This is a genomic window from Pseudomonas sp. C32, assembly GCF_030417915.1.
Taxonomy (GTDB): Bacteria; Pseudomonadota; Gammaproteobacteria; order Pseudomonadales; family Pseudomonadaceae; genus Aquipseudomonas.
The window spans coordinates 1-3,105 of sequence record NZ_JAUHUK010000048.1; the positions used below are offsets into that span (position 1 = coordinate 1).

1 rRNA gene is annotated in these 3,105 nt (G+C 51.1%); it reads left to right on the forward strand.

Annotation, left to right across the window (positions count from 1 at the left end):
* The first annotated feature begins 194 nt into the window (after window positions 1–194).
* Window positions 195–3,086, forward strand: a 23S ribosomal RNA gene (locus QYH43_RS26845).
* Window positions 3,087–3,105: the final 19 nt, after the last annotated feature.

Below are 3,105 nucleotides of genomic sequence, written 5' to 3' on the forward strand. Positions count from 1 at the left end.
GTGAATGTTGATTTCTAGTCTTTGACTAGTTCGTTCTTTAAAAATTTGGGTATGTGATAGAAAGATAGACTGAACGTTACTTTCACTGGTAACGGATCAGGCTAAGGTAAAATTTGTGAGTTGCTCTTAGGAGCTCAATCGAATTTTCGGCGAATGTCGTCTTCACAGTATAACCAGATTGCTTGGGGTTATATGGTCAAGTGAAGAAGCGCATACGGTGGATGCCTTGGCAGTCAGAGGCGATGAAAGACGTGGTAGCCTGCGAAAAGCTTCGGGGAGTCGGCAAACAGACTTTGATCCGGAGATGTCTGAATGGGGGAACCCAGCCATCATAAGATGGTTATCTTGTACTGAATACATAGGTGCAAGAGGCGAACCAGGGGAACTGAAACATCTAAGTACCCTGAGGAAAAGAAATCAACCGAGATTCCCTTAGTAGTGGCGAGCGAACGGGGACCAGCCCTTAAGTGGCTTTGAGATTAGCGGAACGCTCTGGAAAGTGCGGCCATAGTGGGTGATAGCCCTGTACGCGAAAATCTCTTAGTCATGAAATCGAGTAGGACGGAGCACGAGAAACTTTGTCTGAATATGGGGGGACCATCCTCCAAGGCTAAATACTACTGACTGACCGATAGTGAACTAGTACCGTGAGGGAAAGGCGAAAAGAACCCCGGAGAGGGGAGTGAAATAGATCCTGAAACCGTATGCGTACAAGCAGTGGGAGCCCACTTTGTTGGGTGACTGCGTACCTTTTGTATAATGGGTCAGCGACTTATTTTCAGTGGCGAGCTTAACCGAATAGGGGAGGCGTAGCGAAAGCGAGTCTTAATAGGGCGTCTAGTCGCTGGGAATAGACCCGAAACCGGGCGATCTATCCATGGGCAGGTTGAAGGTTGGGTAACACTAACTGGAGGACCGAACCGACTACCGTTGAAAAGTTAGCGGATGACCTGTGGATCGGAGTGAAAGGCTAATCAAGCTCGGAGATAGCTGGTTCTCCTCGAAAGCTATTTAGGTAGCGCCTCATGTATCACTGTAGGGGGTAGAGCACTGTTTCGGCTAGGGGGTCATCCCGACTTACCAAACCGATGCAAACTCCGAATACCTACAAGTGCCGAGCATGGGAGACACACGGCGGGTGCTAACGTCCGTCGTGAAAAGGGAAACAACCCAGACCGTCAGCTAAGGTCCCAAAGTTATGGTTAAGTGGGAAACGATGTGGGAAGGCTTAGACAGCTAGGAGGTTGGCTTAGAAGCAGCCACCCTTTAAAGAAAGCGTAATAGCTCACTAGTCGAGTCGGCCTGCGCGGAAGATGTAACGGGGCTCAAACCATACACCGAAGCTACGGGTATCACTTAGGTGATGCGGTAGAGGAGCGTTCTGTAAGCCTGTGAAGGTGAGTTGAGAAGCTTGCTGGAGGTATCAGAAGTGCGAATGCTGACATGAGTAACGACAATGGGTGTGAAAAACACCCACGCCGAAAGACCAAGGTTTCCTGCGCAACGTTAATCGACGCAGGGTTAGTCGGTCCCTAAGGCGAGGCTGAAAAGCGTAGTCGATGGAAAACAGGTTAATATTCCTGTACTTCTGGTTATTGCGATGGAGGGACGGAGAAGGCTAGGCCAGCTTGGCGTTGGTTGTCCAAGTTTAAGGTGGTAGGCTGGAATCTTAGGTAAATCCGGGATTCTAAGGCCGAGAGCTGATGACGAGTGTTCTTTTAGAACACGAAGTGGTTGATGCCATGCTTCCAAGAAAAGCTTCTAAGCTTCAGGTAACCAGGAACCGTACCCCAAACCGACACAGGTGGTTGGGTAGAGAATACCAAGGCGCTTGAGAGAACTCGGGTGAAGGAACTAGGCAAAATGGCACCGTAACTTCGGGAGAAGGTGCGCCGGTGAGGGTGAAGGACTTGCTCCGTAAGCCCACGCCGGTCGAAGATACCAGGCCGCTGCGACTGTTTATTAAAAACACAGCACTCTGCAAACACGAAAGTGGACGTATAGGGTGTGACGCCTGCCCGGTGCCGGAAGGTTAATTGATGGGGTTAGCTAACGCGAAGCTCTTGATCGAAGCCCCGGTAAACGGCGGCCGTAACTATAACGGTCCTAAGGTAGCGAAATTCCTTGTCGGGTAAGTTCCGACCTGCACGAATGGCGTAACGATGGCGGCGCTGTCTCCACCCGAGACTCAGTGAAATTGAAATCGCTGTGAAGATGCAGTGTATCCGCGGCTAGACGGAAAGACCCCGTGAACCTTTACTATAGCTTTGCACTGGACTTTGAATTTGCTTGTGTAGGATAGGTGGGAGGCTTTGAAGCGTGGACGCCAGTTCGCGTGGAGCCAACCTTGAAATACCACCCTGGCAACTTTGAGGTTCTAACTCAGGTCCGTTATCCGGATCGAGGACAGTGTATGGTGGGTAGTTTGACTGGGGCGGTCTCCTCCTAAAGAGTAACGGAGGAGTACGAAGGTGCGCTCAGACCGGTCGGAAATCGGTCGTAGAGTATAAAGGCAAAAGCGCGCTTGACTGCGAGACAGACACGTCGAGCAGGTACGAAAGTAGGTCTTAGTGATCCGGTGGTTCTGTATGGAAGGGCCATCGCTCAACGGATAAAAGGTACTCCGGGGATAACAGGCTGATACCGCCCAAGAGTTCATATCGACGGCGGTGTTTGGCACCTCGATGTCGGCTCATCACATCCTGGGGCTGAAGCCGGTCCCAAGGGTATGGCTGTTCGCCATTTAAAGTGGTACGCGAGCTGGGTTTAGAACGTCGTGAGACAGTTCGGTCCCTATCTGCCGTGGACGTTTGAGATTTGAGAGGGGCTGCTCCTAGTACGAGAGGACCGGAGTGGACGAACCTCTGGTGTTCCGGTTGTCACGCCAGTGGCATTGCCGGGTAGCTATGTTCGGAATAGATAACCGCTGAAAGCATCTAAGCGGGAAACTAGCCTCAAGATGAGATCTCACTGGGACCTTGAGTCCCCTGAAGGGCCGTCGAAGACTACGACGTTGATAGGTTGGGTGTGTAAGCGCTGTGAGGCGTTGAGCTAACCAATACTAATTGCCCGTGAGGCTTGACCATATAACACCCAAGCAATTTG